General features: G+C 66.8%; 21 protein-coding genes, 1 tRNA gene and 1 pseudogene. 5 read left to right on the forward strand and 18 right to left on the reverse strand.

What is annotated here, in order from left to right:
• Positions 1–888, forward strand: an 888-nt coding sequence (locus tag NFX52_RS03500) for a pseudouridine synthase (protein ID WP_252635389.1), incomplete at its 5' end; no start/stop codon positions are given.
• Between the two features lie 160 nt (positions 889–1048).
• On the opposite strand, the gene NFX52_RS03505 is transcribed toward NFX52_RS03500, so the two are convergent.
• Positions 1049–1411: a hypothetical protein gene (locus tag NFX52_RS03505; protein WP_055398082.1), complete on the reverse strand. Its 363-nt coding sequence runs from the start codon at positions 1409–1411 to the stop codon at positions 1049–1051.
• A 233-nt stretch (positions 1412–1644) separates the two neighbouring features.
• Here NFX52_RS03505 and NFX52_RS03510 point away from each other — a divergent pair.
• Together NFX52_RS03510 and NFX52_RS03515 are read left to right on the forward strand one after the other, a co-directional pair.
• A tRNA-Gly gene (locus NFX52_RS03510) sits at positions 1645–1718 on the forward strand.
• A 238-nt stretch (positions 1719–1956) separates the two neighbouring features.
• The gene (locus NFX52_RS03515) at positions 1957–3810 is read left to right on the forward strand and encodes a tyrosine-type recombinase/integrase (RefSeq protein WP_252635390.1); all 1854 of its coding nucleotides are present in this window, start codon (positions 1957–1959) and stop codon (positions 3808–3810) included.
• Positions 3811–3855: 45 nt separating this feature from the next.
• On the opposite strand, the gene NFX52_RS03520 is transcribed toward NFX52_RS03515, so the two are convergent.
• Positions 3856–4482: a substrate-binding domain-containing protein gene (locus NFX52_RS03520; RefSeq protein ID WP_042928621.1), complete on the reverse strand. Its 627-nt coding sequence runs from the start codon at positions 4480–4482 to the stop codon at positions 3856–3858.
• Positions 4483–4588: 106 nt separating this feature from the next.
• Between NFX52_RS03520 and NFX52_RS03525 the strand changes: the two genes are divergently transcribed.
• Positions 4589–4888: a helix-turn-helix domain-containing protein gene (locus NFX52_RS03525; protein WP_252635391.1), complete on the forward strand. Its 300-nt coding sequence runs from the start codon at positions 4589–4591 to the stop codon at positions 4886–4888.
• Positions 4889–4914: 26 nt separating this feature from the next.
• Here the strand turns inward: NFX52_RS03525 and mobH are convergent.
• The 3 genes and pseudogenes from mobH to NFX52_RS03540 form a co-directional block, all read right to left on the reverse strand.
• Positions 4915–6763, reverse strand: a pseudogene (mobH, locus tag NFX52_RS03530) (MobH family relaxase).
• 203 nt (positions 6764–6966) lie between these two features.
• A complete protein-coding gene (locus NFX52_RS03535; protein ID WP_042928625.1) occupies positions 6967–7887 on the reverse strand; it encodes a nucleotidyl transferase AbiEii/AbiGii toxin family protein in 921 nt (306 codons plus the stop codon).
• Complete coding sequence (locus tag NFX52_RS03540) at positions 7880–8638, reverse strand: type IV toxin-antitoxin system AbiEi family antitoxin domain-containing protein (protein WP_252635392.1); 759 nt, start codon at positions 8636–8638, stop codon at positions 7880–7882. Before NFX52_RS03540 ends, NFX52_RS03535 begins: the two co-directional genes overlap by 8 nt.
• A 345-nt stretch (positions 8639–8983) precedes the next feature.
• Here NFX52_RS03540 and NFX52_RS03545 point away from each other — a divergent pair, with 345 nt between their 5' ends.
• The gene (locus NFX52_RS03545) at positions 8984–9238 is read left to right on the forward strand and encodes a DUF3742 family protein (RefSeq protein WP_435301286.1); all 255 of its coding nucleotides are present in this window, start codon (positions 8984–8986) and stop codon (positions 9236–9238) included.
• A gap of 29 nt (positions 9239–9267) precedes the next feature.
• On the opposite strand, the gene NFX52_RS03550 is transcribed toward NFX52_RS03545, so the two are convergent.
• The 13 genes from NFX52_RS03550 to NFX52_RS03610 form a co-directional block, all read right to left on the reverse strand.
• A complete protein-coding gene (locus NFX52_RS03550) occupies positions 9268–10800 on the reverse strand; it encodes a conjugal transfer protein TraG N-terminal domain-containing protein (RefSeq protein WP_252635394.1) in 1533 nt (510 codons plus the stop codon).
• A 15-nt stretch (positions 10801–10815) separates the two neighbouring features.
• Positions 10816–11169, reverse strand: a complete 354-nt coding sequence (locus tag NFX52_RS03555; RefSeq protein WP_252635395.1) for a hypothetical protein — start codon at positions 11167–11169, stop codon at positions 10816–10818.
• On the reverse strand, positions 11166–12572 hold the full coding sequence (locus NFX52_RS03560) for an integrating conjugative element protein (protein WP_252635396.1): 1407 nt from the start codon (positions 12570–12572) through the stop codon (positions 11166–11168). The genes NFX52_RS03555 and NFX52_RS03560 overlap by 4 nt, the downstream gene beginning before the upstream one ends.
• 10 nt (positions 12573–12582) lie before the next feature.
• Positions 12583–13527 (reverse strand): TIGR03756 family integrating conjugative element protein, encoded by a 945-nt coding sequence (locus NFX52_RS03565; RefSeq protein ID WP_252635397.1) that lies wholly within the window; start codon positions 13525–13527, stop codon positions 12583–12585.
• A complete protein-coding gene (locus NFX52_RS03570) occupies positions 13524–13961 on the reverse strand; it encodes a TIGR03757 family integrating conjugative element protein (RefSeq protein WP_252635398.1) in 438 nt (145 codons plus the stop codon). Before NFX52_RS03570 ends, NFX52_RS03565 begins: the two co-directional genes overlap by 4 nt.
• A gap of 182 nt (positions 13962–14143) precedes the next feature.
• Entirely contained in the window at positions 14144–14641 is a 498-nt protein-coding gene (gene radC / locus NFX52_RS03575; protein ID WP_252635399.1) for a RadC family protein, read from the reverse strand.
• Between the two features lie 195 nt (positions 14642–14836).
• Positions 14837–15577, reverse strand: coding sequence for a DsbA family protein (locus NFX52_RS03580; protein WP_252635401.1), 741 nt, complete (start codon positions 15575–15577; stop codon positions 14837–14839).
• 12 nt (positions 15578–15589) lie between these two features.
• Complete coding sequence (locus NFX52_RS03585; protein ID WP_252635402.1) at positions 15590–18475, reverse strand: conjugative transfer ATPase; 2886 nt, start codon at positions 18473–18475, stop codon at positions 15590–15592.
• Complete coding sequence (locus tag NFX52_RS03590) at positions 18475–18909, reverse strand: TIGR03751 family conjugal transfer lipoprotein (RefSeq protein WP_020193564.1); 435 nt, start codon at positions 18907–18909, stop codon at positions 18475–18477. The genes NFX52_RS03585 and NFX52_RS03590 overlap by 1 nt, the downstream gene beginning before the upstream one ends.
• Complete coding sequence (locus NFX52_RS03595) at positions 18890–20353, reverse strand: TIGR03752 family integrating conjugative element protein (RefSeq protein WP_252635403.1); 1464 nt, start codon at positions 20351–20353, stop codon at positions 18890–18892. The genes NFX52_RS03590 and NFX52_RS03595 overlap by 20 nt, the downstream gene beginning before the upstream one ends.
• Positions 20343–21248: a TIGR03749 family integrating conjugative element protein gene (locus NFX52_RS03600; protein ID WP_252635404.1), complete on the reverse strand. Its 906-nt coding sequence runs from the start codon at positions 21246–21248 to the stop codon at positions 20343–20345. The genes NFX52_RS03595 and NFX52_RS03600 overlap by 11 nt, the downstream gene beginning before the upstream one ends.
• The gene (locus NFX52_RS03605) at positions 21245–21919 is read right to left on the reverse strand and encodes a PFL_4703 family integrating conjugative element protein (RefSeq protein WP_252635405.1); all 675 of its coding nucleotides are present in this window, start codon (positions 21917–21919) and stop codon (positions 21245–21247) included. The genes NFX52_RS03600 and NFX52_RS03605 overlap by 4 nt, the downstream gene beginning before the upstream one ends.
• Positions 21916–22326 (reverse strand): TIGR03750 family conjugal transfer protein, encoded by a 411-nt coding sequence (locus NFX52_RS03610; RefSeq protein WP_252635406.1) that lies wholly within the window; start codon positions 22324–22326, stop codon positions 21916–21918. Before NFX52_RS03610 ends, NFX52_RS03605 begins: the two co-directional genes overlap by 4 nt.
• Positions 22327–22336: the final 10 nt, after the last annotated feature.

Here is a 22336-nt window from a genome sequence, read left to right on the forward strand (position 1 = left end):
CCCATGCGCGATGGCGTGGGCCCCAGCTGCGTGGTGCTGCCCAGCCAGGGGCAGGGCAGCATGCTGGACTTTCTGGCGCAGCGTCTGCCCGTCGTGACCCGCGACGAATGGCTGCAGCGTATGCAGGCGGGGGATGTGGTGGACGAACGCGGGGAGCCCGTGTCGCCCGGGCGGCCGTTTGAAGGCAGCTTGCGCGTGTACTACTACCGCAGCCTGCCCGCAGAGCCCGCCTTGCCTTTCACAGAAACGGTGCTGTACCAGGACGAGCACCTCGTGGTGGCCGACAAGCCCCATTTCATGCCCGTGACACCGTCGGGCCGCTATCTGCACAACACACTGCTGGTGCGCCTCAAGCGACAGCTGGGGTTGCCTGAACTGTCGCCCCTGCACCGCATCGACCGGGACACGGCGGGGCTGGTGCTGCTGTCGGTGCAGCAGCGCACACGCGGGGCCTACCAGGCGCTGTTCCGTGACAAGCAGATCACCAAACATTACGACGCGATTGCGCCGTGGCGCGAAGACCTCGTGTTCCCGCGCGAACACATGAGCCGCCTGGAGGAAAGCCCTCAGTTCTTTCGCATGCAGGAAGTGCCCGGCGAGCCCAACAGCCACACGCAGATGCAGATGCTGGAGGTGGCAAGGTCTGGCGCCTGGGCCCGGTACCGCCTCATGCCGATCACCGGCAAGCGGCACCAACTGCGCATACACATGGCCGCGCTGGGCCTGCCCCTGCGCAACGACCCGTTCTATCCGGTGGTCAACGATCCTCCCGAAGGGGACTACTCGCGCCCTCTGCAACTGCTGGCGCGGTCCTTGGCCTTTGTCGACCCGGTATCGGGTGCGCAGCGGATGTTCGAGAGCAGACGCCGCCTGCGTCTGGAAGACTAGGATTTATCGATGGTGTCTGCCATTGCGCAGTTCAATCTGGGTGGCGCCAGTGCCAACCCCGGTTTGCCAAACCGGGCGCGTGGGGGCTTCCGCAACCCGGCAATCTCCGGCTGAACGCCCGCACACTCGCGGGCGCTAGCGGAGCTTCGCTATGGCAGGATCAGCGAAACGGAATGGGCTTGCCCTTGGCAGGCGCGCTTTTTGGAAGCCGTGAATTGAAGAATTCAGCCAATGCCCGCTGGGTGTCGGGATGCAGCCGCCATGCGGTCCAGCCCAGGCCGATACTGCGCAGGTACACGGTGACGTGCGCGTCTTCCAGCGGGTACTGGATGGCGAGCGTGGGGTTGTCCTGCGACATCGTCGGAACTCCGGCTCCATTGCTGTCCTGGGGGGCCGGGGTGACTTCGGGCGTCATCTGCGAGCGCAACATGGCCAACTCACGAATCAGATTTTCGATCTCTGGCGCTGTGAGCGTTTTGTTGATTGCCAGGGTGGCCTGCGTGCGGTCGTCGCTCAGTTGCATGGGGCTTTTCCTTCTTTCGCGGGTAGTTGTGAAGGCTCCATTGTGCTGCCTTCGGTCTGCATCCCGCCGAAGGGGCGCAAACATGGGACGCAAGCCTCTGGCCAAACCCGTTTCGGGCGCGCCGCCGCGTGGCTACAATACGGCTGCTGATGAAACTCTGGCGCGGCAGCTGCCAACCCGGTGTTTTCACAGGCCTCACTGAAATACCGTTGTCCATCAACGGCTTACAGAAGGCGGGTGTAGTTCAATGGTAGAACGGCAGCTTCCCAAGCTTCATACGAGGGTTCGATTCCCTTCACCCGCTCCACTGCATCAATCTGCGGACTTCCGCAGAAGTCCAAGAGAGTCTGCAAGTCGTTGCCACACAAAGACTTTTCCTCTCTTTGACGTTCTGCCGTGGTCCACTGCGATCCGCCTACAGCCGGGACTTTTGAGTCCATAAACAAGTCCATTTTTGAGGGCGCGGCTGATTCCGGATTGTTGATGGAGGGGCGAGGTCGACGTGACCAGTATCTGGTTCCTGACTCATGTTCAGGAGCAAGAGCATGGCACTCTCAGACCTGGCCGTTCGGCAGGCCAAGGCAACTGGCAAGGCATACACCCTTCCCGACTTGGATGGCCTCTCCCTGGCCGTCACGGCTGCAGGGGGCAGGACTTGGCACTACCGCTACTACTGGGCGGGCAAGCAGAAGCGGATGTCGCTCGGCACCTACCCGGAGGTGACGCTTCGCGAGGCCCGCAGCCTACGCGATGAAGCGCGCGCCCTGCTGGCCAAAGGCATCAATCCTCGCGTTCACCGCAAGCAGAAGCGCACCGCTGTCCGGCTCGCCGACGAAAACACCTTCGAGGCGGTGTATCGCAAGTGGCTCAAGCATCGCGGGCTCAGCCTCAAGGAAGGCCGGCAGACGACCCTCTCGATACTTCCGCGCATCTTCGACAAGGATGTGTTGCCGACCTTGGGCAAGCGGTCGATCTATGAGATCAAGCGTCCCGACCTCTTGGAGGTGATCGCCAGAATCGAGAAACGCAGGGCGCTCTCCGTCGCCGAGAAAGTCAGGGCGTGGTTCAACCAACTGTTCCGCTACGCACTGGTGATCGTGCCGGGCCTGGAGCAGAACCCTGCCTCCGATCTCGACGTGGTGGCGCTGCCACTGCCGCCCGTCAACCACAACCCGTTCCTGCGCATGGCCGAGTTGCCAAAGCTGCTGCAGAGGCTGCGCAGCTATCGCGGCAGGCGGCAGACCCAGCTCGGGCTGCGGCTATTGCTGCTGACCGGCGTGCGAACCGGAGAGCTGCGACAGGCGATGCCGGATCAATTCGACCTGGACCGTGGGCTGTGGATCATCCCGCCCGACGTCGTGAAGCAACTCCAGGTGGATATGCGCAAGAAGCGGCAGCAGCCGAAGGACATCCCGCCATACATCGTGCCGCTGTCGATTCAGGCCGTGGAGATCGTCCGGCACCTGCTGGATGAGTTCAAGCCGGCGCAGCGCTACCTGTTCCGGCACGACAGCGACTTGAAGAAGCGCATCAGCGAGAACACGCTCAATGGTGCGCTCAAACGCATGGGCTATCAGGAACGCCTGACCGGACACGGTATCCGTGGCACGATGTCCACTGCGCTCAACGAGATCGGCTACCCGAAGGTCTGGGTGGATGCGCAGCTCTCGCATGTCGATCCCAACAAGGTCAGCGCGACCTACAACCATGCCGAGTACGTGGAGCAGCGTCGTCGCATGATGCAGGACTGGGCCGATCGACTCGACCTCTTCGAGCAGAGCCAGGTCGAGGCGGCCAGCATGCCGCTCACCGTGCATCTGGAAGGCGTGCCCGCATTCCCGAGTGAGCAAACCGCAAGCGCACCCTCCACGCCGGTTGCCGCTTCGCCAATCCTGCTCGTGACGAAGCCGGGTGACGCCATGCCGTTGGTTTCTGCCGCCGCGCATCGGCTGCCGGCGGTTCCACCCCCTCGATCGGCCGCGCCGCTGGTGCCTTCGGACATTCAGCGCGAGAGGATGGAGCTGTTCGATGTCTTCGAAGCGCCGCACAACCTCCCCGTCGCTGCGTTTGCCAAGATGGCGGGCAAATCCCGCAGATGGATCAGCTACGAGATCAAGGCGGGCAACTTGCTGGCGTTGAACGTAGGCAACCGCGGCCAGCGCGTGCCGGACTGGCACCTCGACCCACTCAAGCACGAGCTGATCCAGTCCGTCCTGAAGCTGACCAGGGGTGCGGACCCCTGGCAGATCTACCATGCACTGCTGCAACCGCGCTCGATGCTGCGGGAGCGTTCGGCACTGGAGGGTGTGACTGCCAGCAATCTCGACAAGCTCGTCATGGCCGTGAGCACAGCCGTGAAGGAAAGCGAATGGACCCCGCAACGAGTCGGGGCTGCCTAGCAACAGGTGCGGGATCGTGGCGAAACCGCGATCCCCGCGCGTCTGTCAGGACACCAAGCGCGCGCGGCGGGCGAATCTTGCCTGGGTGTCCGACAAGGAAGCGTTGCGACGGAGCAGGTAAGCCATCACGATCGTTGGTGCGCCCGCCAGCGGCCGCACGGCGATACCTCGGCGTAGGTAGCTCGCCAGTCTCGCGGCAGGCGCAATGGCGATCCCGTACCCGGCGGCAACCAGCGTCATTGCCACGTCGAATGTCTCCACCGTTTGCTCTCGCTCTTGCAGCGCGTTCTCGAACACGCGCTGCACGGTCATGCGCCATGGTTCATCGGCGGTGGACTGCGAGCAGATCGAGGGCTGCTTGAGCACTTCCTGGCACGGCACTTCACGGTAGGCCAGCAGGTGGGAGCGCTTGGCCACGGCGACCGCCAGCGTGTCATGCCACAGCGGCTCGCATATCCAGCCAGGCCACTGCCAGGCAGCCGCAGACAGGGCGAAGTCGAAGCCGTCGCCCGGCAGCTCCGCGCCTCGACCGGGATCTGTCCATCCGGCCAGGACGGCATGGGTCTCCGGCTCTTCGGCACGCTGCAGGGCGAGCACGTCGGCGAGTTGGGGAGGCACCCATTCGCCGAGGACGGCCATGCGAATTTCGGCGGTGATGTCACTCGATTCCACGTCCAGCTCTCCCCAGGCGGTGAACTCGTCGCAACTGATCTCGAAACCGTTGAATGAGTTAAGTTTAACGTGGTTTAAATATTGACCATGTTCGACGCTTTTGGCAATGCAAAAGCGATCGATCCAAAGAGGCCGCCCCACCGGCACCACTACCTATGAAGCGGAACCAGCCATCGCGTTTGGGGCTGCCGTGCGGGAAGAAAGAACCAACCAGGGTATCGCTCAGGAAACGCTGGCCCACATGGCCGGCATCGAACGGTCGCACATGGGCAAGATCGAGCGCGGCGAGCATGTCCCCACGCTCCCTCTCATCCTCAGGATCGCCCGTGCGCTGAAATGCAGTTCCGCCCACTTGATGACTCTGACCGAAGCCAAGCTGGCAGAGTCGGCCCCATCCGCGGATTGAAGCCGGCCTGCGCAGCGGCCGCATGCCTACCCCTGATCGTCGTTGTCCTTGCCCCCAAGGGCTGAATCTTCGCTCTTTGCGGCCTCGTTGAGTAGCCGCAGGTAAGGGTTGTCTGGCGGCGTCTCCCGGAACAGCGCATCCGGGCTGGCGAGCAGATAGCCGTGCAGCCGGCGCGACTTGCGCGGCCCGGTGACTTCGCAGGTCCAGATGTTCAGCCCACTGGGCTGCTTGCGGTGCTGCCCCAGCTTCTCGAAGCGCTTCTGTACCCACTGCCAACCCTCCAGCTTCTCCTGCTTGGCCAGCGCGGCGACTTGAAGGTACTCCTGCGCGTAGCGCTGGAACACGCCGGGGCTGACGAGGTAGGTCGTACCGGCGACGGTATGCACTAGGGCCTTGGCGTCGTTGATGATGAGCTTGCGCGTCTGGATGCCCTGACGTAGCCAGGCCATGAAGTGCGCCCCGGAGGGCTCCGCGCGATCCTGGGAAGGCGCGAGGCTCATCTGCGGCGGGGGCACGGTCGAAGGGGCCGACTCGGCCTCGGCAACCGGGCAACGCGGGATCTCCGGTGCCGTGGGGGGGGGCGGTGTCGCCCAGCAGGTCGAGCAGCGCGGCCACGCCGGTGTCTGTGGCTGCGGATGCGATCGGCGCCTTGCTCGCGGGTGCAGCTTCGATGCCTTCCACGTGCGGCCCATCGGCCACCGCCGGCGGCGTCTGCTCCGCCTGTTCCTCTTCGAGCTGCACACGGCCTGCGAACGGCGCCGGCCGGTCGACGGCATCCCAGATCATCGCCGGCGAGAGTTTCAGGAAGGTGAATGCGTACGACCAGCCGGCGTCGCTGGTGACGGCAGCCTTCCAGATCGCCTTGCCATCCGGCGTCGGTTGCACGATGCCGTGATCCTGCAGCACGTTGAACACCGCCGTATTGCTCGCCGGGATGCCGTCGATGCCCTGCGACAGCAGATGTGCGCGCAGCTTGTCGGAGACGGTCTTGCTCACCAGCCAAAGGGCGTCTTGGGTCAGCCAACCGTCCGCCGGGCCGGCCTGGTTCAACTTGAACTCTTCCTTGAGCAGGTAGCGCAAGCCGTCGAGCAATTTGCGTTGCAGCGCATGCTTGGGCGCCGCCAGCGCCTTGCTGGGATCGCCGCCGAGTTCCTGGGCGACTGATGCCTGGTCGGCCTGCACGACCAGCTCGCCGAGCGTGCCGGCGTGCTCGTACTGGCCTGCCAGCACGTACAGCAGCGCGGCCCAGAGGTCGGGATAGCCGCTGAGCCAGTCGAAGATGTCCCGATCGAGAAGGCGCACGTAGAGCAGCCCGGTGGCGGCGCTGTGCAGGCGGTACTCGCGCTCCTTTCGGTAACGGAAGCGGTAGGGCTTTCGCAGTGGGCCGTGCCAGGGATGCCAAGCGCTGCCGTCGGCATGCTCGACGTGCAGATCGACCGCGATCTTGCCGATGTCGTGCAGCAGGGCCGCGTAGGCCGTGCCTGCGGTCCAGGCTTCGGCCTGGGCCGCCTGTGCCTCTGGCGTGACGCCCGCAGGCAGCAGGTAAGACTGCCGCAATTTCAGCGCGTAGGCGACGATCTCCAGGCCGTGGTCCAGCATGCCGCCCGGATAGGCGTGGTGGTGGCTCTCGGAGGCCGGGAACTGCTGGACCAGCTCGGCGTAGCGCTCCAGTGGGGCGAGGTAGAGCGTGGCGAACTGTCGGCGCGAGAGCGATGTGCGCTGCCAGATGTGTTCCAGCAGTTTCTGCCGGCGCGGCGTCGCCAGCAGCGATGCGGCCGACTCCGGCCGCATCAACCCTTTCGGAGTTTCGATGGCGGATGTGGGCGGTGTGCCGGCGGTGGGTGGCACCCGTTTGCGCTGGAACAGCGAGAGCATGACGAACCCCGGATGACGGGCTGCTCGGGGGCGCCTTTTGGCCTTTTCAGGATAGGGCCTTTCCCCTTGGCGCCCTTCCCTTGCCCCTTCCCAGCCCTTTGGCCTTTGTCGGAAGCCTTTGGGTATAGGGCCGCTGCTTCGCGGGTGCCACGATGAATGCGGCATGGGGCAATCCCGGCAAGCCGGAAGCTGCGGGATGCTCGTCAGCTCTGGCCCAAGCCGGTGTTGAGGGCGGCAGCTTGCGCTGCGAAGTCGTCGGGACGACGCTTGCGGAAGGTTTCGAGATTGCTCAGCTTCCAGCGCAGTGCCGGCAGTTGAGCGGCGTGCGGGCATTGCACCAGCGACCAGTCCGGTTCTGCGCGCACCAGCCCGCTCAGAAACTGCTTGTGCGCGGTGCTCAGTCGCTGTGGCAGCTCGCGCCGCAGCCTGGCGCGAGCGTCGAGCAGTATCTCCAGGGAGCAGTCCACTTCGGTCATGCCGACAAAGGCCCGCTCGTACTCGCCTGCGATGTCCTTGTCGTTGCCGAACAGCACTTCGTGGGGCGGCCGGTTGTGGCCCGCCAGATAGATCACGAAGCACTCGACCATGCCGTCGCTGATGTCGCCCGATTCGTAGAGCTGCCACACGTCGAACAGGTCGCGGGGGTGCTGCCGATCCAGCGCCGCCACCAGCTTGCTGGCGTACAACTCGTCCGGTGCCAGAACCGGCAGCTCGAACTCGACGCCGAACAGATCGCTGGTCTTGGCGCTCAGCGGCCGCCGCTCGACGGGCAGCACGCTGCCTCGGAACACGACGTTGACCTCGATCTTCACCTGGTTGGCGTCGTTCTCGACGATCAGCTTGGTGTCCCCCAGGTCCTTGGCGCGAACCAGGCGTGTCTGCACGCCCAGTGGTGCAACGCGCGTGGCGATGGCGGCCAGCTCCTGGTTGATGGCTTGCAGCGCTTCGTCGCGCGGCGTCTGCCACGGGAGGTACACCACGTCGATGTCTACCGACAGGCGCGGCATGTCCCGCACGAAGAGGTTGATGGCCGTGCCGCCCTTCATGGCGAAGATGTCATTGGCGAACACGTCGGGCGCGACGGCCAGCAGCAGGCGAACGGTGTCCGCGTAGGTCTTATCCATGAGGTTTCAGGCTCAGCAAGGTGCCGTCATCGAACCGGCTCATCCAGCGCGTGTTGCTGCCGGTGCGAACCGGGTACTGCTCCAGTAGAGCATCGACATCCACGAGGCTGGTCTCGCGCGCCCAGGTGAGGAACAGGCGCACGGCCTTCACGCTGGCGCAGCAGGACAGCAGTTGCCCTAGCAAGTCCTTGCGGGGGGAACGCAGTCCGTCAAAGAGGTTACGGGCCTCTTCGAGGCTCTGCTTTACGCCGGCTTCGTACAGCATCTCCAGAACGGCACGCTCGGGGGCTGCCACCCGCAGATCCTCGGGCAGACCAGGCGGCGTGGTCAGAGTCTTGCCGACCAGCGCCGTGTCCGGCCAGTCGAACAGGCGGGCGTGGACGTAGCGGGCCGGAAAGCGCGAAGTGAACCAGGCCGGCAACGCGAAACGACCGTCGCCCCACAGCACCAGGACCTCCCGGCTGCCCAGGTTGTGCCGCACGCCCTGCAGGGCCAGGGCGCTCTTGCCGCCGACGTGCAGGCCGGGCACTCGCTGTTGCAGGAACTTCAGCGCACCGTAGACCCCGAACTCATCGTTCGGGAAGGCATAGACGCCATGGGCCAGGCGCACGAGCCACCCGCCGTCGGCATAGTGGGCGGCGAGCTGGGGCGACACCCCGAACTGGCTCAGGGTGGCAAGGTCGAACGGCGCCCCGCGGGGGAGCCCCACTTGCAGCCGCTTGATTACCTGGTGCCTAGAATTTCCATCCATGCTATAAAAATAGCACGGAATCCAATCAACCCTTAGGGGTATCGCAAGAATTCGCAGGGAAAGTAGCATAAGGTTTGATTTTCAGTGCAAAATCTAATCATATTGGCGACACCCGAGCCAGCCTGGCTCTGCCAGCCGCAACCCACCCGCCCTCCTGGTCGCGGTCTATGCTGGAGGGCAAGCCCGAACCGGCCGCTCCATGAGGTGAGGCACCACTGAAGCCGAGGCACATGAACATGACCACCAACACGCACAACGGGCGCTGGAGCCACCGGCTGGGCCGGGGGGGCTGGCCGTGCCTGGCGTGGATACCTGCGCCGCGAGCAGCGTGTCGCCAGCTGGCTGGTGACGCGCGGGGTGCCCGCGGGCGCGGCGACGGCGGTGCTCTGGATCGTCAAGCTGGCCGTGCTTGGCATGCTGCTCTACACCGTATCCTGGCTCGTCCTGCTGCTGGCCTTTGCGGTAGTCGCGGCATGGCTCGCGCGGAATGCCGATGCGGATGATGAGAACCAGCCAGAGTGGCGTGAAGGACACTCTGGCCATGGTCTGTACGACAAGAACGAGTGGCGCCACGACATGGGCGACTCTGACGAGTCGTAGCTGCCCCATTCGGTGCGAAAGGATGCGTTTTACTTCGCACCGCCCTTCGATGCAGCCGTCATCGCAAGGCGAGAGCCACTACCTCCAGCCGCCTTTGCGTCGCCGGTAGCAACGGTAAGCGCTCCAAGGATATTGCCTGCCCGTACACCAGCCCAGGCCAGTGCCATCACCCAAAACGTCGGCAGCACGATGAACATCATCGCCATGACGAAGTTCAGCAGCATGTCACCGAACGCATTGTTCAGGCCGATCAATGGGTCGAAGTTGGCGTGCGGCCTGTCCGCGCCAAACCCCCAGCCGTAGAGCGCGTCCAGGATCGTGCTGTCGATCCAACGTGCGAGCTGGAACCAGAAATCCACGAAGAACAGCGCGAACTGGACGCAGCTCACCGTCACCACCGTCTTCAGGTCGTAGGTGCCGATCAGCAGCACCAGCGGGATGCAGATGACGAGCGCCATCTTGAGCATCGTCAGCACTATCGGCAGCGCCTGGCGCACCACGTCCATCGCGGGAAAGAAGCCCAGCGAGCCGACGGTCAGCCCCAGGTCGCCCGCGCCGCGCGTGACGATGTTCGGCAGCGTCTTGTCGATCTGGCCGCCGTAGTCGGTGTAGACGGCACCCTTGTTCATCTTCTGCTGTCGCGGTGAGACCACGGCACGGATCACCGAGTCATTGACCTCGCTCTGCGACAGGAAGCCCGCCCAGCGCCCAATGCGGGTCAGCAGATCCGGGTCGACCTGCGCCAGCAGCCGACTGCGCAGTCCCTGGCCGCCATCGGCCCACCACTGTCGGCAGGACGGATAGCCGCCGCCGCTGTCCACCTGTGCCAGCCCCGCATCGCGGGTCGCGTCGTAGGGCCAGGCCGTGCGTGGGGTCTTGGCGCGATAGGTGTCATAGAAGCCGGGCGTGTCGAGGAAATAACTCGACCCGATCCAGGTGACGTCGTTCATCTGTTCCTCGGAGAGCGTCGGCCGGTTCATGAACAGCTTGGCTCGCGACGGCCCGTAGCAGTCGTGCGTGAAGTCGGCGACCTCCTGTGCCAGCACCGGATCGTCGATGCGCGTGGCATCCACATCCATGCGAACCTGACGCAGGTCCGTGCCGCAGGGAATCGCCGCCACCGCGGAGCCCGTCACGGCTTTCGACAGCGCATGCATGAAGAACCACCACACCGGCACCAGCGCGCTCTGGTTGTTGAGCGCCGTGTAGACGTTGGACCAGCCCGTGTCGTTGGGCAGCGGGACGTTGACCTGGCATTGCGCGGAGCGCGTGGTGTCGAACTTGATCGTGGCGAGATCCACCGGGATGAACGGGATGCCGGCGAACATGATGACCACGATCGCCACCCACACCCGGTTCTCGATGCGCATCGACGACAGCACGCCCTTGTTGCCCTCGTCCGCGCCTTCGCTGCGGGCCTTGAGCCATTCCTGGATCACGATGGCCACGAACGGCAGCGCGAACACGCCGCTGGTCACAAGGATGCTCCAGATGCCGTTGTTGACCACCCAAGCCACCAGGGTCAGGTAATACTCCAGGTAGTCCGTGGTGTAGAGCGTCATGCCTGCCTCCCGGTCTCAGCCGTGCCGCAACAGTTGGCTGGCTTCCAGCGCGACCACGGAGATCACGGCCGCGATCTCCGTGCGCAGCAGGCGCTTATGCGCCTCGGCCGACGGTTCACGTTGCCGCAGGCGCCCGCGCATCCAACACCAGCCGTAGGCTGTTGCTGCGTAGAGCAGAAGCCGCCACAGGAAGAAGTGGCCCGCATGCGCCCTCAACCAGTTCTCCCAGCCATCGACGCCGCCGACCACGTGGATGCCCGCGATGTTCACCGCCACCGCGGCGGCGACCACCAGCAAGGTCCACAGCAGCGCCACGCCGACGCGGCGGTTGAACAGCCACGGTAGCCGCAGCCAGGCCAGCCGGCTCATGGCGTGCCGCTCCGCGGCTTCTCGATCTCCCGCAGCCGGTCGCGCGTGGTGTCGCCCTCGAAGACACCGCGCGAACCGGCGGCGCGGGTGCTGTGGCGCTGGATGATCGCCATCGCCGAGTTGCCGGCCAACGTGCGCCGCAGCTCCAGTTCGGTCTTGAGGTTGTTGATCTCTTGCTCCAGCGCGGCGTTCTCCTGATCGACCGCCTGCACGGCCAGCTCGTTGGCTGCGACGTTGGGCTCCTTCTTGCCCGTCAGCAGCGTGCGCTGCAACAGCAAGGCTTTCTCCAGCACGCTCGACAGTGCGGCCTCGGATGCGAGACGCCGGCCCAGCACGTCCTGATCGGGCTCGTCGCGTAGCGCTTCGATCACGCCACGGGTGATCGGCAGCGAGCTGCTTCCGGCGGCTTCGAGATGGGCCGGCGTCGTCGGCCGCGCCCCTGTCACCAGCTCTTGCAGCGCCTGCAGCTTGGTTTCGTACTCTTCCTGGATCATCGGCGTGAGCCCGACGCCTGGCGTGGTCTGCGTCTTGGTGCAGCTCTCGCAGGTGCGCTGCTCACGCTCGCCCAGCACGCGGATCGCCCAGGCCGAGGCCGCCTGCGGCGATGGCCAAGTCTGGCAGGTCAGGCGGTTGCCGCAGGCGCTGGACGCAATCGGCGACGTATCGCCGATGCTGCGGCCGTTGAGCAGGTTGTAGCCCGCACGCGTCACGTCGCCCACCACCTTGATCGAGCTTTGGCCGTTGCCGCCGGCATTGCTGCCGCCAACCCAGGGCACGCCGTTGTTGCCCCGGTTGGTCTCGGCCTGCTCGATGGCGGATACGGCATCGGTGCTGGCGACCGCATCGCGCAGCGCCAGGCCCTCGGCGAGCTGGTTCCAGCCGGCTTGGCCGCCAGCCATGTCGGCCATCCGCTCGGCGATCGCACGGCAGGTCATCTTGGAGCGGTCGAAGTCCAGCCGCGCCTGCAGGATGCCGTTGGTGAGCAGGTTGTAGAGCCCGGGATCTGCGCGCTGGATGATCAGCGCCGGCAGCGACGCCACCGCTGCCGTAGCGTTCTGGATCACGTTCGACATGATCGTCTGGAAGCCGTTGGTGATGCCGTTCAACTGGTTCTGCAGCGTCGTGGTGATGCTCATGTCGCCGCAGATGAGGTTGCTGTTCCAGCCGATGCCGACACCGATGCTCTGCATGTTTCCCGCACCGCCCATGGATACGGCGCGGCCACCGCCGATGCTGTAGAGCACGTCGTCGCCGATCACGCTGCCGCTGACGTTCACGCCATTGGGGTCGATGCGAGTCTGCGCCCAGGCGACGCCGACGACCAGCGTGATGGCCGCCACGAGCAGCGTGGCCCGCAGGTGCGACTTCGAGCGGCGCAGGAAGTCAGGGAAGGATGCGTTCATCGTGGGTTCCTCACATGAAATCGACGCTGCCGAGGAAGACCTGGCCACGGCGCCGGCAGCAGGAGTACGGCCGCCACAAGGCCCAGGCGTAGTCGCCTTGCTGGGCCTGCACGCGGGTGCGGCTGTGCGGGAAGACCACACAACTGTTCGAGAGCGTGGGCGTCAGCTCCTGCCACTTGCCCGTCGAGGCGTTGGTCTCCATCAGCGCGCCGGCCGGCCAGTAGCCGTCGCGGGCGTCGGCCAGCAGCGGCTGGTACACGTGGATCTGGCCGCGGCGCGTCACGATGTCACCCGCACGCTGCGCGACCACGGCACCGCTCTTGTGGTCGTCGGTCTGGTGCAGGAAACCGCCACGCGGATAGACGTTGCCCCACAGGTTCAGGCCGGCGCGCGTGCCGATCTCGCGCCGTCCGGGAATCAGCGCTTCGGGGTAGAACGCTTCGGGGATGTTGTAGCGCCAGGCGATGGTATCGAGCGTGCTCAGCAGGTAGGGCATGAAGGCCGTGCCCGCACCCTCGCAGGAGTAGCCGGAGGCGGCGGCGAACTGGCTGAACACCAGGCCGGCGGGGTGGCCGATCACGTCAGCGTTCTTGAATTTCGCCAGGTTGTTCTCGTTGTCGTGGTTGGTGGTGCCGTCGCCGCCGGCCTTGGCGGTCGGATTCGGCATGCTCATCGCCCGCACTTCCAGCCAGGGGTTCTCGCCCGTGTTGCTGTAGCTCGACACGACGGCATCGGGCACGTAGTGGCGTACCTTCACCGAGGTGCGCACCGAGCAGCCGAACGGCGTGCAGTACAGCCAGTAGCAGATGCCGACGACGCGGTACTCCAGGCAGTCGGGCGACAACGCTGACGAGACGATGGTGGCGGTGTTCAGGGCGAACGCCGAGGTGGCCGCGCCCAGCATCAGCGAGGCGACGATGGCGCGCAGGCGCCGGGAAGTCATCAGGCGGCTCATGGCCGTGCGCTCCGATAGGCGTCGATGCGCGCGACGGCGTGGGCCACGTCGGGCTCGCCGTAGACCACGTAGCGCTGATCGACCACCACTGCAGGGATCTTGACGATGCCCAGTCCCCAGGCATCGGCGACGCCCTGGTAGGCCTGGCCGATGCGGCGCTGCAGGTCGGCGCCGCCATCGAGCAGCCGCTGCCGTACCAGGGCCTCCGCCTGGGCTGGGTCAGCGGGCAAGCGCGCCGTGAGTTCGGCCTCGATGTGCGCCGGCTGGTCCAGCTCGATGACGCGCACGCCGGCCGGGGCCTGCACCGGATGACGGCTGTCGGTGACGACGAGCACGTCCGCCGCCACCGCGACCGGCGCGAGCAGCGCCAGGCACAGCACGGCGGCCAGAGGGCGCCGTGAGGCGGCGGGAAGGTTGAGGGAAAGAGCCGGCATGTCGCGCCTCCGCGGAGTCGATGCAGCCCGTAGTCGAGCGCAAGGCCAGCCCTTGAGCGACAAAGAAACCGACACCGGTCGGCTCCGATTTCCTGCAGGCCGGCGCCCAAAGAGAACGGGAGCCGAAGGCTCCCGTGGAGGACAACAGACGAGCACCGTTGCGGCGCGGTGGAAGGCCGCGGCTACAGCAGGCCTTGCTCGGCGAACGAATACGGCGTGCCCTTGCCGACGATGAAGTGATCCAGCACCCGGACATCGACGGTGGCCAGGGCGCTCTTCAGCCGCTCGGTGATCGCACGATCAGCGGCCGAGGGCTCGGTGTTCCCCGAGGGGTGCTGATGCGCCAGGATCAGAGCCGAAGCGTTGAGCATCAGCGCACGCTGGACAACCACCCTCGGATACACCGAAGTCTGGTCGACCGTGCCCTTGAACAGCGGCTCAAAGGCGAGCACCTGGTGCTGGCTGTCGAGAAACACGACGGCGAAGATTTCGTTCGGCTCCGCGACCAGTTTCAGGCGCAGGTAGTCGCGCACGGCGGCGGGACTGCCCAGCGCCGGACCGGCCTTGAACACGCGGTTCTCCAGCAGGGTGATGGCCTGCCGGATGATCCAGTCTTCGTGCTGGGCGGCGATCAGGGTGAGCGACTCCGACGGGCGGGAGTCGGCGATGACAAAAGACATGACGAACCTCCAATGGATGAGATCGGAGGGCGCCTGCCCCTGGAGGGCAAACCCTCCAGGGGACGATGGGGATGGAACAGGTGACGAGCGGGCATCCACCACCGCGGATGCAGTGGCTGTTCGCGTCAAGGGATGCGATGCGAACGGGTTTCGATCAACGCGGACAAGCCGCGCCGTAGCCTTGAAGATCGATGGCTACCTGGGCATGTCGCCAGCAACGCCGGCGGGCATGTCTGGGGAATGGGCGGGTTCGGCTACGGTCGTGCTGCCGGCGGCGAGCAGGTCGATGGCCGACAGCAAGGCATCGCCTTCGACGGGACCGTGAAGCAGGAGGGTCTTGCCAGTGTCGCGATCGCGCAGTAGCAGGGTTGGCGTGGCGGCAGTGCTCTGTCGTGCCGCCTCCGCGGCCTGGGCGCGGATCACGGTGTCGGGCCGCGCGCTGTCGAGGCACTGCTGCAGCGTTGGCGTGAGGTCGGGATAGCGCAGGCCCTCCGGCAGGCCCTGGCCGTCGCCGCGGGTGTGCGCGTAGAGCCACGCCACCGCCTGCCAGAACGCGGCATGCCCGCCCACCTCGCCCGCGCACTCGGCCAGGCGTGCCCCGGCGGTCGCGGCTGGCTCGTGTATGGACAGCGGCAGGTGATGCCACTGCCAGTTCACCTCGGGGTGGGTGTCGATCCAGCGCTGGAGCGTCGGGAAGTACGCCCGGCAGTACGGGCACTCCAGGTCGGCGTAACCGACCACCGTGAAGCGGGCATCGCTGCGGCCGTACAGCCACGGCGGCCCAGCCGGCTTCGGTGGCTCGGGCACGGTCGTGATCGGATGCATGAACTCCGGGGCCGCATCGGGCGTGCGCAGGAGCAACCACCCGGCGGCGCCCACCGCCGCGACCAGCAGCGCGATCAGGGTATGGCGTCGAGTGACCGAAGGCAGACGCATGCTGTTCCTCCTTCAGGCCAATGCATCCAGCGCCAGCGGCTCGATGCCGCGGGCGCGGTCGATCTTCTCGGCCACGCGGAAGGCGGCATCCAGCTCGCTGATGCCGTGCTGCTGCATCAACTGGAAGCGTTCGGCCTTCTCCTCGGGCTCGGTCATCGCCATCGCCAGGTAGAGGCTGGGCGGCACGGCGCGGAACAGCACTTCCATGCTCTTGGAGAGGATGACGCCCTCGCTGAACTTGCCAGCTTCCTTGCGTGCCGACAGCATCAGCGCCTTCTGCGAAGCGTTGAGTTCGCGGAAGCGCGCGACCTTCTCCACCTCATCCGGCGGCATCGACAGGCAGATCCACCACTCGATCATGTTGAGCATGGGCTCGGCCGCCTTGGGCAAGTCGTCGAGGTTTTGCGTGGCCAGCCAGAACCAGGCACCGAGCTTGCGCCACATCTTGGTGATCTTGACGATGTACGGCGAGAGCAGCGGGTTCTTGGTGATGATGTGGCCTTCGTCCGTCACGTTGACGATGGGTCGACCCAGGTACTGGTCCCGCTCGGCGATGTTGTTCACCGTGTTGATGAGCGAGATGTAGGCAATGGAGAGCTGCGCGTTGTAGCCCTCGCGGGCGAAGGTCGCCAGATCCACGATGGTGATGTCAGCCTCGGGCCACGGCGTTCCCGGACGGTCGAACATCTCACCGTCCACGCCCTGGCAGAACATATCCATCGCGTCCGCCATCTCCTGCAGCCGCGCCCGCCGCGCCTCCGGCAGCGTGGCATCGCGGCTGCGCTCGCGCAGCGCGTCGCGCACGTCACGCGTGAGCACCGTGCGTTGCTCGGCCACGCAGCGCGGCGCCGCGTCGAGGATGCACTGGCGGATCAGGCTCCGGTCGGCGCGCGTCATGCGCGCTTCCTCGCGCTCTTCGCCGCCCGTGATCATCAGTCGCGCCGTGATCTCCAACTCGCCGAGCACGTCGCGCTGCTCGTCGCCTTCCATCGCCGCGGCAGTTTCGGCGCGGTCCTCGTCGAGCGCGTCGGCGTCGAGCGTCCACACCTGGCCCGGCATATCGACCAAGCGCCATGCATCGGCAAACGGGGCCAGGCTGACGCCCGAGCCTGGTGCGAGCTTCACGCGGTTGACGCTGAGCCCAAGGCGCGCGGCGAAGTCGCCGAACAGCCCGAACGAGTTGCCCGCCTCGACGATGAACAGCCGCGGTCGGTAGATGGCGGTGACCTGGTTGAGCAGGTTGTTGAGGGTCGCGGATTTGCCGGCACCCGTGGGACCGAACAAGAACAGATGCGCATTCATCTGCCGGTCGAGCCGATTCAGTGGATCGAAGCTGATCGTGCCGCCGCCGCGGTTGAAGAAGGTGATGCCGGGGTGGCCTGTGCCCTGACTGCGGCCCCAGACCGGCGCCAGGTTCGCGGCGTGCTGCGCGAACATGAGCTGCGTGTACCACCCACGCTTGTCGGCGGCCGGGTCGTAGACGCAGGGCAGCCAGCGCAGGTAGCTGTTCAGCGGCGCCACCTCGTCTTCCTCGCGCACCGGCTGCAGGCCCGCGTTGAGCATCACGTTGACGAGCTGCAGTCCGCGCACGTCGAGCTGGGCCTGATCTCGACCACGCAGGTAGAACGCCAGTGCGCCACGGTAGAGCTTGTGGGAGCTGCCGATCAGGCCGCGCGCCTGCTGCACGTCCGCACGCGTCTGTTCGGAGGCCAGGGTTTCGCCGACGGCCTTCTTGGCCAGGTGATTGAGATGGCTTTCCAGCACGTCCTGCGGTGTCGCCACCACGGTCAGGCACATCACCGTGTCTTCCGGCATCTGGTCGAACAGCGCGTTCATGGCGTCGCCGCCCTTGCGCGTCTCGCCCGTCAGGTGTCCGGTCGCCGGCGGCATGCGAAGGCGATCCATCACGATGACGCGATGCGGGAGCCCATCGAAGAACCACAGGCCCTGCTCGACATCCGAGCGCGGCGGGCCGAAGAACAGCCGCTGCGCGAAGTCGGTGCCGCTGGCGAGTTCGACTTCGCCCTCCTCGGGCTCGTCGGGGTAGCGGGTCAGCGCATAGAAGCGCTCGCGGTCTTCGGCGCTCGGGCCGAGCAGGGTCGGATGCGGGTTGAACCAGCGCAGCAGCCAGGCGTGGATGTCCGCCGCGCCGAGACGCCGGGCTTTCACGCCGGCATTCGCCAGCCCGCCAGCGAGGCGGTCGCAGATCGTGGTCAGCGCCTGCTCGGGCGACTGGCCGCGCCGCGAGGCCGGGGCCGCGGACGTGCGGCGATAGACCACCATGCGCACGCGCCGGACTTGGCCGCGCCACGGCAGGCGCGTCACCGTGGTGTCCTCGAACAGGCCACCCGGCTTGGCGATGGCCCGCAGGTGATGGGCGAAGAAGCGCAGGTAGAAGTCGCTGAACGCGCTGCCCTGCGCACGCGGCTGCACGTAGCCCGCCAAGTTACTCAGGTAGTGGTTCCAATCGGCTTCGTCCTGGGCATAGAGCTGCACCACCCAGGGGTTCTCATCGAGTTCGTCGAAGGAGTCCTGCAGGGCGTTCTCCAGCGCATCGCGGGCCTGCCACAGCCAGGCCAGCTCGCGGCCTTCAGTGCCCACCGGCAGCAGCTCGAAGAACGCGGCCACCGACTGCCCGTCTTCGAGCAGCATGGTCTTCGACCTCGGCAGGTACTCGACCCAGGGCAGCATGTCCGCGAACGACGGCGCGACGGTGTAGAGCGCATCGTGGTCGGCCTGGGTCGCTGGCCGGCGCTGGCCGGCGAGCGCGCCGCCGGGCTCGGGTATGCCCTGCGCGGCCAGCGTCGCGACATGCAGCGCCCAGGCGTCGTCCGCCGCCTGCGCACCATCCGTTGGAGGGGCGGCTCCCTTGCGCGGCCACGGCATCGACCAGGCCATCAATAGTCCTCCACCCGCTCGCCGGGCATTGCGTACTGCACGCGCTGGTACAACGGGAACACCGTGCTGTAGCCAGGCACCGGCACCGGGTCGGTGCCGGCCAGATGCGGGAACACGTACATCACCAAGTCGGGATTCGGCAGGCGATGAAACTGCCGGTAGATTTCGTTGCTCGCGGTGCGCGTGTAGCGCTCTTGCACGGCGGGTGTGGCCTGCACGTCGGCTTCGGTCAGCGGCCGGCGCAGGCCCTGGCGTGCGTCGAGCAGTTGCCGTGCGGCGGGGCCGCCGCCTTCGCCGCCGCCGGTCTCCTGCTGCCAGATGTCGAGCATGGTGTTGTGGCCGTGGGGCAGGAGCTTCTCCTTGCTGGTCGCGCAGCCGCCGAGCAAGACGGCCGCCAGCAGCACGACGGCCGCGTCAATCCAGGTCCGAGGCATGGGCTTCTCCGATGCGGTGGTTCACCCGACGCCCCTGGGCGTCGCGGTCGATGTGGAGCGGCTGCTCCAGATGCACGGCGACCCTGGCGCCGGGCTGCACGTAGACGGCCGCGAAGGCCTGGCCATACAACTTGTTGACCCAATCGGCCATGTCGCGCACGCCACCGGCCAGGATGCGGCCCATCGCTTCGTTGCCGCCGATGCCGACCGTGCCGAGCGAGCCGTTGCCGTTGGCGACCACGGCGACGCTGCCGTTGTCGGATTTGATGAGCGAGGCCGCGCCCGCGCCGGCCGCGGTGATCAGCGCCTGGCTGCCGAGGTACTGCTGCGCGTTGCTGCGCCGCTCGCCGCTGACGCAGGGAATGCCGTAGGGATCGCTGATCCAGCCCAGGCCGCCTTGCGTGGCACTCGTCGTGCTGTTGGCACTGGCTTGCCCGCCGCGCTGGTCCCGGTTGCCGTCCTCGGGCACGGTGCGGATGGTGCCGTCGTGGAACACGAAAGTGACCGAACGGATTTGCCCGCGCACGCACGAAAGCGTCCAGTCCCCAGAGGCCGTGCCGCTGACCACGGCGCCGGCCACGTCGGGGATGTCGATGCCGTTTGCCGTCAGGTTGTCCGGGCCGATCAGCACCTTGAAGGGGTACGGGTCATTGACCGTGCCGTCGATAGGCACGCGGCCGATCAGCGCCGTCATCGCCACCGAACCCATCAGCGTTGCATTGCGCGGCACCGTGTAGAACGGCGTCGTGGTCGCGCCCACGGCGCCGACCACCGCCCGCCCGCCGGCATCGGCGACGGACTCCACGGCGGCCGACAGGGTTTTCTGCGCCGGGCCGAAGCTCAGCGGAAAGCTCGGTTCCTTGCTGCTGTTGCGGGCATCGGTCTTGGCATCGCCTGGTTCGACCCAGTGTGTGCCGTTGCCTGCGCCGCTGCCGTCATCGTTGCCGAAGCGCTTGCCGTCGCCTTCTTCCAGACCCAGCCCGACGGGCAGGTCGATCTGGCCGCCTTTGCCGGAGAGGCCATCGAGCCGCTGCTGCAGATCCTGCAGCAGCCCCTGCGTCTGCTGCTTCTCGCTCGCCACCTGCTCTCGTTCCTGCTGCAAGCGGCTGCGTTCGCTTTCGAGCGCGGTCTGGATGCGCTGGTCGATCGCGCTCTCGCGGGTGCGCAGGCGCTCGTTCTCGGTCTTCTGCTGCCGGTTGTCGCCCAGCGCGGTCTGCAGCTCGGTGCGCAACTGTTTCACCTGCGCGACCAGCGTGGCCACCGTGTCGCGTGGCGTGTCGCCCTCGATGCCCAGGGCCTTCATCTCCTCGGGCGTGAGCGGGTTGGCCGTGCCCGATAGTGCGGGCCGCTGGCCGGTGGGGCCGGAGAACAGCTTGATGCCGACGAACACCAGCAGCAGGATCACGGGGATCAGCAGCCACTTGAGCAGCGGGTTACTTTTCATCGGACGCTCCTCCTGCCGTGCCGGCGGCACCGGACGGCGGCAGATTCACGCTGGCGTCGATGGGGCTCAGCCTGGGCAGCAGCGCCTCGGCCAGACCGCGGCCGCGCGTGACCAGATAGACCACGGTGGTGTCGGACGCCTGGCCGGCCGGCCCCAGGTTCGGGTGCTGGAAGGTGGCCGCCACGAAATTGCCCTGCAGCGAACGCGGATCGAGGTCCAGCCAGCGCGCCGCCGTGTTGGTGAGCCGCACCGCCGTCACCCACTGGTCTTCGAGCCGCCAGGCGGCCAAGGCCCGCGCCTGCACCGGCAGCGTCGGCAGCAGGGCGTCCAGCGAGAGGTCGCGGCGCAGGTTCACGCGGCCGATCCCGGCGACCGGCTCGACGGTACGCAACGGCGCGTACAGGTTCTGCGCGGCGTAACGCGTCAGCACGACCGGGACGGGTGTTTCGCGCTTGCGCACTTGCCGATCCGGTGCGGCGGCTTCCGTGGCGCTGGCCGTCTCGCCGCCGTAGCGCGTGGCGGGCGACTGCTGCGCGTCCACGATGCGCACTGGCTCCAGCGGGGGCTGTCCGTCCTGCGCTGGTTCGGCGGCGATGTCGAGCAGAATCAGCGCGCCGGACTCCACGTCCTGCAACTGCAGTCGCGTCGGCGGCAGCGGCTCGCTCGCCCGCAGGTAAATCGCACCGCCGGCGCTCTGCACCCGCAGGTGTGCGGCCGCGCTGTCCGGTACGCCGACACGCACGTTGCGGTCGATGAAGATCACGCGATCCTGGCCGACCACCAGCGGCACCGCCAGCGGCAGGCGTTCCCAGCGCAGGATTTCCACGGCCTGGGCGGGCGCGAGCGCGAGCCACAGCAAGATGCCGGCGAAGGCCGACAGGGCATGGCGTTTCATGGGGAGTCTCCCTGCGAGTGGCCGGATGCGGCGCCGGGCGTCGGCGACGTCTCGATGCGCTGAGGTGCGCTGGCATGGCAGTCCAGCGCCAGGCCGAAGGGGTTGCGCTCGGGATCGACGTCCATGCGCACAACCTTGAGGGCGTAGCGCACCAGGGCGCGCTTGACCTGCTCGGAGCCGTGGTACTCATCGGCGCTCACGTCCAGCGTGACGATCCAATCGCGGTCGGAGACAGCCTTGACGCGCGTGCTGGGGCTGTCGCCATAGCCGCGTCCGGGAATCTCGTAGATGCCGCGCACGCGCTGCCGCAACTCGCCGCTTGAGCGACGGTACTCATAGTCCTGTGCCAGAAAGGCCCGGCAGCTCGGCGTCAGGTAGGCCGACAGCGCGTGCAGGTTGCGCGGGTAGTCGATCTCGCCGTTGGTGGGCCAGCGCTGCACCTGCTGCCAGATATAGAAGCTGAACGCATACACGCTCTCGGGCGGCACCTCCCACCACTTGCGCGTGCTGCCCGAGCGCAGGTCCGGCGGCACATGGATGGTCAGACTCTTCGGCGCACTCCACCAGCCGAAGCCGAGCAGCAGCGCCACCACGAACAGCGCCGCACCGCCCAGGCGCAGCGTCTTCACGTGTGCCTGCAGGTGCGCGACCTCATTCCTGAAACGGCTCATGCCGCACCTCGGTCGGCCGTGCGCCGTGTGCTCCACCGGCCAGTGCGGGTGATCAGACGGCACCCGCCCAGGTGAGCGGCGAGCACTGGATAGCGCAAGGTCAACCGCCACTGAAGCTGCCGGTACAGCCAAGTGTCAGGACGGCCGCGCTTCTGGCTGCGCAGGAAGCCACCGCCGACGAAGACGCCGAGCGCGATGCCCGCGACGATCAGCGTGGGCACCATGGCAATGCTGCGCGTCAGCCAGGCCAGGGGCACACCGAGCACCAGCCCGGCGGCCGCCGACAGGCCGGCGCAGATCCACAGTTCATCGGCGGTCAGTCCGCGCACGACCACCGGCTGGCGATTCAACCGGTGCGGCAGGAACGTCACCAGCGCGTCGCGCGTTGTCTCCGCGGGGGTGGCCATCGCGCGCAGC

This window comes from Acidovorax facilis, from assembly GCF_023913775.1.
GTDB lineage: Bacteria > Pseudomonadota > Gammaproteobacteria > Burkholderiales > Burkholderiaceae_C > Acidovorax > Acidovorax facilis.

Excerpts from the sequence above, each read along its gene's own strand:
- NFX52_RS03535 (WP_042928625.1), bottom strand. The coding sequence starts at position 7,887 with ATGGATAAGACCTACGCGGACACCGTTCGCCTGCTGCTGGCCGTCGCG.
- NFX52_RS03505 (WP_055398082.1), bottom strand. The coding sequence starts at position 1,411 with ATGCAACTGAGCGACGACCGCACGCAGGCCACCCTGGCAATCAACAAA.
- NFX52_RS03565 (WP_252635397.1), bottom strand. The coding sequence starts at position 13,527 with ATGAGCCGCCTGATGACTTCCCGGCGCCTGCGCGCCATCGTCGCCTCG.
- NFX52_RS03550 (WP_252635394.1), bottom strand. The coding sequence starts at position 10,800 with ATGACGCTCTACACCACGGACTACCTGGAGTATTACCTGACCCTGGTG.
- NFX52_RS03585 (WP_252635402.1), bottom strand. The coding sequence starts at position 18,475 with ATGGCCTGGTCGATGCCGTGGCCGCGCAAGGGAGCCGCCCCTCCAACG.
- NFX52_RS03540 (WP_252635392.1), bottom strand. The coding sequence starts at position 8,638 with ATGGATGGAAATTCTAGGCACCAGGTAATCAAGCGGCTGCAAGTGGGG.
- NFX52_RS03590 (WP_020193564.1), bottom strand. The coding sequence starts at position 18,909 with ATGCCTCGGACCTGGATTGACGCGGCCGTCGTGCTGCTGGCGGCCGTC.
- radC (WP_252635399.1), bottom strand. The coding sequence starts at position 14,641 with ATGTCTTTTGTCATCGCCGACTCCCGCCCGTCGGAGTCGCTCACCCTG.
- NFX52_RS03570 (WP_252635398.1), bottom strand. The coding sequence starts at position 13,961 with ATGCCGGCTCTTTCCCTCAACCTTCCCGCCGCCTCACGGCGCCCTCTG.
- NFX52_RS03605 (WP_252635405.1), bottom strand. The coding sequence starts at position 21,919 with ATGAGCCGTTTCAGGAATGAGGTCGCGCACCTGCAGGCACACGTGAAG.
- NFX52_RS03515 (WP_252635390.1), top strand. The coding sequence starts at position 1,957 with ATGGCACTCTCAGACCTGGCCGTTCGGCAGGCCAAGGCAACTGGCAAG.
- NFX52_RS03525 (WP_252635391.1), top strand. The coding sequence starts at position 4,589 with ATGCAAAAGCGATCGATCCAAAGAGGCCGCCCCACCGGCACCACTACC.
- NFX52_RS03555 (WP_252635395.1), bottom strand. The coding sequence starts at position 11,169 with ATGAGCCGGCTGGCCTGGCTGCGGCTACCGTGGCTGTTCAACCGCCGC.
- NFX52_RS03610 (WP_252635406.1), bottom strand. The coding sequence starts at position 22,326 with ATGGCCACCCCCGCGGAGACAACGCGCGACGCGCTGGTGACGTTCCTG.
- NFX52_RS03600 (WP_252635404.1), bottom strand. The coding sequence starts at position 21,248 with ATGAAACGCCATGCCCTGTCGGCCTTCGCCGGCATCTTGCTGTGGCTC.
- NFX52_RS03580 (WP_252635401.1), bottom strand. The coding sequence starts at position 15,577 with ATGCGTCTGCCTTCGGTCACTCGACGCCATACCCTGATCGCGCTGCTG.
- NFX52_RS03595 (WP_252635403.1), bottom strand. The coding sequence starts at position 20,353 with ATGAAAAGTAACCCGCTGCTCAAGTGGCTGCTGATCCCCGTGATCCTG.
- NFX52_RS03560 (WP_252635396.1), bottom strand. The coding sequence starts at position 12,572 with ATGAACGCATCCTTCCCTGACTTCCTGCGCCGCTCGAAGTCGCACCTG.